Annotated in this window: 7 protein-coding genes, 1 tRNA gene and 1 pseudogene; 2 read left to right on the top strand and 7 right to left on the bottom strand. The window is 56.0% G+C overall.

Annotated elements, in window-relative coordinates:
• The first annotated feature begins 169 nt into the window (after nt 1–169).
• Entirely contained in the window at nt 170–1,432 is a 1,263-nt protein-coding gene (locus tag BLV81_RS19720) for a flavin monoamine oxidase family protein (RefSeq protein WP_218134296.1), read from the top strand.
• 83 nt (nt 1,433–1,515) lie between these two features.
• Nucleotides 1,516–1,845: pseudogene (locus BLV81_RS19715) on the top strand (helix-turn-helix domain-containing protein); the annotation flags it as partial.
• A 135-nt stretch (nt 1,846–1,980) separates the two neighbouring features.
• Here the strand turns inward: BLV81_RS19715 and BLV81_RS24480 are convergent.
• From BLV81_RS24480 to BLV81_RS19680, 7 genes are all read right to left on the bottom strand, one after another.
• On the bottom strand, nt 1,981–2,157 hold the full coding sequence (locus BLV81_RS24480; protein ID WP_092359418.1) for an AlpA family phage regulatory protein: 177 nt from the start codon (nt 2,155–2,157) through the stop codon (nt 1,981–1,983).
• 506 nt (nt 2,158–2,663) lie between these two features.
• Nucleotides 2,664–2,753 (bottom strand) — tRNA-Ser (locus BLV81_RS19705).
• 92 nt (nt 2,754–2,845) lie between these two features.
• Nucleotides 2,846–4,102, bottom strand: a complete 1,257-nt coding sequence (gene hemW, locus BLV81_RS19700; RefSeq protein ID WP_092359417.1) for a radical SAM family heme chaperone HemW — start codon at nt 4,100–4,102, stop codon at nt 2,846–2,848.
• Nucleotides 4,099–4,683: an RdgB/HAM1 family non-canonical purine NTP pyrophosphatase gene (gene rdgB, locus BLV81_RS19695; protein ID WP_092359415.1), complete on the bottom strand. Its 585-nt coding sequence runs from the start codon at nt 4,681–4,683 to the stop codon at nt 4,099–4,101. The genes hemW and rdgB overlap by 4 nt, the downstream gene beginning before the upstream one ends.
• 177 nt (nt 4,684–4,860) lie before the next feature.
• Nucleotides 4,861–5,373, bottom strand: coding sequence for a GNAT family N-acetyltransferase (locus BLV81_RS19690; RefSeq protein ID WP_092359436.1), 513 nt, complete (start codon nt 5,371–5,373; stop codon nt 4,861–4,863).
• A 43-nt stretch (nt 5,374–5,416) separates the two neighbouring features.
• Nucleotides 5,417–5,797: a PilZ domain-containing protein gene (locus BLV81_RS19685; protein WP_092359413.1), complete on the bottom strand. Its 381-nt coding sequence runs from the start codon at nt 5,795–5,797 to the stop codon at nt 5,417–5,419.
• A gap of 20 nt (nt 5,798–5,817) precedes the next feature.
• Nucleotides 5,818–6,858, bottom strand: a complete 1,041-nt coding sequence (locus BLV81_RS19680; RefSeq protein ID WP_092359410.1) for a DNA polymerase III subunit delta' — start codon at nt 6,856–6,858, stop codon at nt 5,818–5,820.
• Nucleotides 6,859–6,860: the final 2 nt, after the last annotated feature.

Below are 6,860 nucleotides of genomic sequence, written 5' to 3'. Positions count from 1 at the left end.
TGATCGAAAGTGCGGCGTTGCCTTGTCATGCAAATCTCCTCGGATGGTGGATTGTCCACCTATCGAGGTGTCCGGGCAAATTAGACCACTACACTACGATTGGGGAGGAAGCAAGGACCCGTACCATCCAGAAGACAGCGCTATCTACATGCTCACAGTGGACCAGGGTATGCAGCGCTTCCCCGATGCCTGTCGCACGGTACTCGACCTTGAATATGGGGTTTTGCAGGCGGAAGGCCGCCTTGCCCAGGTCCAGGTGGGCGCGCTGCCAGAGAAGGAAGGCGGCCCCTACTCCTATACCGCACCCAACCTTACCCCCGACGCACAGCCTACTGCCACCGCTTCTGGTGCGACGGCCAAGGACGGCAAGGCAAGCTCAACTACCAGCTCTCCTCAAAAAAAACAGAGAGTCTTCCTTCAGCACAAAGTCTCGGAGATAGAGCACGACTCCAGTCTGTACCATGGCCACGGCGGAATGAAGGTTAAGATCAAGAATCTTTCCGCAGCGGGAAATGAACCCCAAGTACTCGAAAAGCAATATCCTTACGTGATCAGCACGCTCCCCGGCGGCGCCTATCTCAACGGCGAGATCAAGGGCAACCTTCTCAATCAGCTCTCCTTCCCAAAGGCTCAGGCCATCCGCGAATGCCAATACATGGCATCCTTCAAGGCCTTTCTCACCTTCAAAACGCAATTTTGGGCCAAGCTCGGCCAGCGTCAGGGCCAAGGTCTTGGCGCTGCTTCCAGCGACAGGCCCAATCGTCAAATCATCTACCCCACCTACGGATACGAGGCAACTCAAGGTGTGCTGCAAATTTATTGCTGGGCCCAGGACGCTCGCCGACTCGGCGCACTCAGCGACGAGGAGCGCGTAGCAGAATGCCTGAAGGGCATCGCCTACCTCTATCCCGACGTTGATGTCTACGACCAATTTTCCGGCTACCATGATGGGAAAACAACGAAGACATGGTTCTGGGACGATCATGCCGGGGGAGGCGCCTTCGCCTTGTTTAACCCCGGACAGTACAAGAACATTTACGCTGCACTGCTCACCCCCGAGTTCGGAGGATGTCTCAACTTCGCTGGAGAGTGCTGCTCCGTTCATCACGGGTGGATCGTTGGCGCCCTTGATTCAGCCTACAACGCCGTCTACCACATACTCCAGCAAGCCGGCGCCACAGACAAGATCGAGCAGATGCAGAAGACGTGGGGGACCTACGCACCACCGGACATCGCAAGCGACGCCATGACCGTCAGCGTCATGGACTACGCATACACTTACAACGAAGTCGACCGCAAAGCATCTTCCAAAGCACCTGGAGCCGCCGCGAGCATCTATGGAGATTCCGAGTTTGAGTTTACCGGCAATGTCCCCGCTTTCGTCGCAAACTACGGCAATGTGCCCCAGATGTTGATTTGCATCCAAAATTGACCCACTTTGCCGCATAATTTGCACACGAAACTGACCCACGTTTAAGACACAATCCTGCTCACAACATTGAGTAGGGGATTGGAGTGATCGACGTGGCATTACTAGGCATTATTCGACGCTGGCACATTCGCGACCAGGTCCCCCTAAGGGAGATCGCCAGACGTCTTGGCATTTCCAGAAACACTGTCCGGCGCTATCTGCGTGCGGAAATCACAGAGCCGTCCTACGCGGAGCGGCGTTCGCCCAGTGCAATCGACAAATATGCGTTCCAGTTATCGGCTTTGCTAAAGACCGAGGCGACCAAATCGCGCAAGCAACGGCGCACATTGAAGCAGATCCATGAAGACCTGAAGGAATTGGGTTTTGAGGGATCTTATGACAGGGTCGCGGCGTTCGCGAGGGTATGGCGGGCGGGTCAAACTGACCGGGTCAATTCAGCAAGCAAACGAACACCAAACTGCCGGAAAGGAACAAAAAACCCGATTAGTCTCAGCATAACCCAATAAGTTATATCGAAGAGTGGGTCAAAATTCGATGCAAACTAGGGGTCAGAATAGGATGCAATTTAACACGAGTTTGACCGAAAGTGGGAAACTCGCATCGTAGCCAGATGACTTCGGATTCATTTTGTTATAAACATTAGATTTCCTGATTTTCGTCCGCTCCATAACTTGTTTTAAGCGAAGAATCGTTGCACCAGCTCCGTATTGCCTCTTTTCAGCCATGTGTCATTCCATTTTTATTAATTGTTCATGACTTGGATAATACATCGTCCAAAGAAGTCCAAAGTCGTCCAAGGTCGTCCACAGCACAATAACCTTGAGTTAGCCGGCTCAGAACGAATGATAGGACTTATTCTGGACAGATCGTTTGCTGGTGGCCTAGATAGCGTGGTCGGTACATCAACGGGAAGTACCTGGCGCGATGCGCGATACATGCGTTACTGTAGCGGCACTGCTTGAGCGCTGGCGTAGCTTGGTCTCTTGTAAATATGGGTCTGGAAGGAGCTGTGAGCCTGAAGCTGACGCCGAGCGTCAGATGATCAATTAGGCGCCCCATCATGAAGCTCATGTAGAAACGCAACTGAGAGGCCATGAGTCAGGAATTGAGCGGGCTCGGTGGCATCTCTGCAGGTGCATCGACTCACATCAGAGATGGCATACTGAATGGCATACCGGCACACTCAGAAAAACAAAAACCCCTTAAACATCAAGGGGTTAATGAAAATACTTGGCGGAAGCGGTGAGATTCGAACTCACGAACGGGATAAACCGTCGCTAGTTTTCAAGACTAGTGCCTTCAACCACTCGGCCACACTTCCAGAGAGGCGTAATTATACCCAATTTGTGGAAAATTAACGATCCCGAACCCGCTTTTATTGAAATGAAAGCAGGATTACGCAGGAGAAACGGTTCAATCCAGCAGGAACATCTGCTGTAAATCATTCAGGAACCGTTGCCCCAGCGCAGTAGGCCGGATGATCTTGTGGTCGCGGTACAGCAAGCCTCTGGCTTCCGCCTGATTCAGGGATTTTTCTATCGCATTGATGGCCAGCCCGGTACGTTCACTGAACAGATTCACCTCGAAGCCATTGTTCAGGCGTAAGGCATTCAGCATGAATTCGAATCCGAGATCGTCGCGGCCGATTTCCGTTTCCTCCTGGACTACATTACCCAGACGGCTATGTTCAAGATAAGCCTTGGGCTGCTTGTAGCGCATCTGGCGGATGACGCGATGCGGGAATGACAGCTTGGAATGCGCCCCGGCGCCGATGCCGAGATAATCTCCGAACTCCCAGTAATTCAAATTGTGGCGCGCCTGGCGGCCAGCCTGGGCATAGGCCGACACCTCATAATGACCGTAGCCGGCAGCGCTGGTGTGGGCACTGATCATGTCTTGCATTTCGGCGCTGGCGTCGTCGTCCGGCACTACCGGCGGGTACTTGGCGAAGTAGGTATTCGGCTCCAGCGTCAGGTGGTAGAGCGACAGGTGCGGCGGCGCAAAGCCGATGGCGGTGGCGACGTCCTGCTGCGCTTCTTCCAGCGTTTGCGACGGCAAGGCGTACATCAGGTCGAGATTGAAATTATCGAAAGTCGCATGGGCGATCTCGACCGCGCGGCGCGCTTCGCCGTCATCGTGGATACGGCCCAGCGCTTGCAGATGGCGGCCGTTGAAACTTTGTATCCCTATCGACAGGCGATTGATGCCGCTGTTGCGGTAGGACTTGAATTTTTCCACCTCGAAGGTGCCGGGATTGGCTTCCATCGTGATTTCGGCGGCGCCGTCCAGCGGCAGCAATGCACGCACATCCGACATCAGGCGATCCAGTCCGGCCGCCGACATCAGGCTGGGCGTGCCGCCGCCGATAAAGATCGTATAAATCTTGCGGCCCCAGATCAGCGGCAGCGCGGCTTCCAGATCGGCGCGCAAGGCGGCCAGGTATTCTTCTTCAGGAAAACCGCCCTTGGCTTCATGCGAATTGAAATCGCAGTACGGACATTTCTTTACGCACCAGGGAAAGTGGATGTACAGCGACAGCGGCGGCAAGGCGCTCAGGCTGAGCGCACCCGGCTGCAGATATGCCAGGGCCGCCTGGGCGGCCGCGGATGGCTTGTTGTTGGCGAGGCTTTTAGCCTGGCCCGGCATGCCGATGGGCTTGATCGGGATCATCGCAATTTTTCAACTAAAGCACGCAGCGCCTGGCCGCGGTGCGAGACGGCATTTTTTTCGGCTGCGGTAAATTCGGCGGCAGTCTTGTTCTGCTCCGGCAGCAGGAAATACGGGTCGTAACCGAAGCCGCCGGCGCCGCGCGGCGCATCGATGATGAGGCCGTTCCAGCGGCCGTCGGCAATCACCGGTTGCGGATCGTCGGCATGGCGCACGAATACCAGCACACAGTAATAATAGGCTGATTTATCGGCATGCGACGCCAGATCGGCGACCAGCTTGCGATTGTTTGCCGCATCCGATTTCGGTTCGCCGGCATAACGGGCTGACAACACTCCGGGCGCGCCGCCCAGCGCGTTGACGCAGACGCCGGAGTCGTCGGCGAGCGCAGGCAGGCCGGTCAGACGCGAAGCGTGGCGGGCCTTGGCGAGTGCGTTTTCAATAAAGCTAAGATGCGGCTCTTCCGCCTCGGGGACATCGAACTCGCCTTGCGGACGAACGTCAAAATCGATCTGCGCCAGCAACTGGCTGAATTCTTTTAATTTACCGGCGTTATTGGAGGCCAGGACCAGTGTGCGTGACATGAGTGACTCGAAGCAAAGAAAGCCGGTACTTTAGCACCGGACGGGAGTTGTTGTTGGGGCGAGGCCGGCGCGCATGATCAATCGGACAACATCGATCGGCGCAGGCGAGAAACAATGACGAAAAAGCAAGAGGAAGGCTAGGCGCCTTCCCCGAGATTTATTGCAAGGAACAGCGTCTTATGCGACGCGTTTACCCAGGATCACCAGATCGCGCTCAACGCCATCCAGGGTAGCGACCCGCGGCATGTTGGCCCAGCGCTCGAAACCGAAGGCGTCGAACAATTTCAGGCTGGCCTGGTTATGGCCGAAAATGAAGCCAAGCAAGGTATGCACGCCGATGGCTGGCGCATGTTCAATCGCCTTCCCCAGCAGATAGCGGCCGATGCCCTTGCCGCGCGCATCTTCATGGATATAGATCGACAGTTCGGCAGTGCCGGCATAGGCCGGACGGCCGTAGAAATCGGAATACGACAACCAGCCCAGGATCGAGACCTTGCCATCCGCGCCCTGCTGCTCTACCACCCACAGCGGGCGCCGATCGGCGTTGTGCTGGTCAAACCAGGCCTGGCGCGACGCCACGCTGACCGGTTCGGTATCGGCGGTAACTTCGCGCGAAGCGACGGTGCTGTTGTAGATATCTACAATCGCCGGCAAATCCTGCTGGCCGGCTAATCTGAAGCTGTAATCCATCATCTGCAATTCAAAGATTGGTTGTTGCCGGCATCAGCCGGTATTAATAAGTATGCGTTGGGCGCGCCGATCCCAGCGCCGATCCCAGCACTTCCTCAATCCGCTTGCGCAGCCGCTGGCCGCTGTCGTCGTCCGGGAAATGCACGCCTACCCCTTGCGCCTTGTTGTTGTTGGCGTTCTTAGGTGTAATCCACGCCACTTTGGCGGCGATCGGGTATTTGGTGCCGTCATCCATCAGGCTCAAAATCAGATAGATTTCGTCGCCGAGGTGGTAGCTCTTGTTGGTAGGCACGAAGATGCCGCCGTTGGTCAGGAACGGCATGTAAGCGGCATACAAGGCGGATTTCTCCTTGATCACCAGCGACAAAACCGATGGCCGGGCTAATTTGACCGGCTCGGCCGGGATTGTAGAGTTTTCTGCCATCGCTATCCTATAAACAAAATTCAAGCAAACATTGCGGCGTAGTCCAACAGCATTTCTTCAATGAAGAGCCGCGCCGATAAAGGGTGTTCTGCAATTGCACGACGTTCATTGCTGCTTTTCAGCGCCCGCAGCAAAGCGCCGGTTTCAACTTTGGCAGCCAAGCCAGCGAGCGCTTTTTCATAACGAGGATAATACCGGATTGTGCCGCACAATTTAAAGGAAAACAGATCATATAGCCAACGCTGCTGCCAGCCGACCAGCTCGGCGACCGGGGTTTTCTGCAAATGTTCGGCACATTTCAGCGCACCGTCTATGCCGGGCTTGGTCAAATGCAGCAAAAACTCATCGATCAGCTCGCGCCCTTCGCTTTGCGACTGCGCATACGCAGTCAACGGCGCCCCGCCCTGCTCCGCCAGCCAGACATCGGCGTCTTTCACGTCTTGCTGACGCAACCAGGCCATGGCCTGCTCGCGCGACGGCAGCGGCATGGCAAATTTACGACAGCGCGACAAAATAGTCGGCAGCAATCGATCGAGGCTGTTTGAACTCAGCAGAAAGACGGTGTTTGGCGGCGGCTCCTCCAATGTCTTCAACAAGGCGTTGGAGGCAGCAGTATTCAGCGCTTCGGCCGGATACAGCAACACCACCCGCTGCCCCTGGCGATGGGTGGAGATGTTCATGAAGCCGGACAAGGCGCGGATCTGGTCGATCTTGATTTCCTTGGAAGGCGCCTTGGCTGCCTTGGCAGTTTTTTTGCCGTCGCCAGCTTCACCGCCTTCGTCGCCATCGCTTGCATCCTCGCCATCCAGGATCTCCGGCCGCACCCGCCGGTAATCTGGATGGTTGTATTGCATGAACCAGCCGCAAGAAGCGCATACGCCGCAGGCATGGCCATCAGCCTGCGGCTGTTCGCACAGCAGCGATTGCGCGAACAGTTCGGCAAAAACGGTTTTGCCGATGCCTTCAGCGCCGTGAAACAGAATCGCGTGCGGCAAGCGTGCGCGCATTTGCTGCAGCTGCTGCCAGACGCCGTCCTGCCACGGGAACAAGGAGTTACTCATTG

It is taken from the genome of Collimonas sp. OK242, from assembly GCF_900107095.1.
Taxonomy (GTDB): Bacteria; Pseudomonadota; Gammaproteobacteria; order Burkholderiales; family Burkholderiaceae_D; genus Collimonas.
Note: the sequence above shows the minus strand (reverse complement) of the source record. Positions and strands in the feature narration are given on the sequence as shown.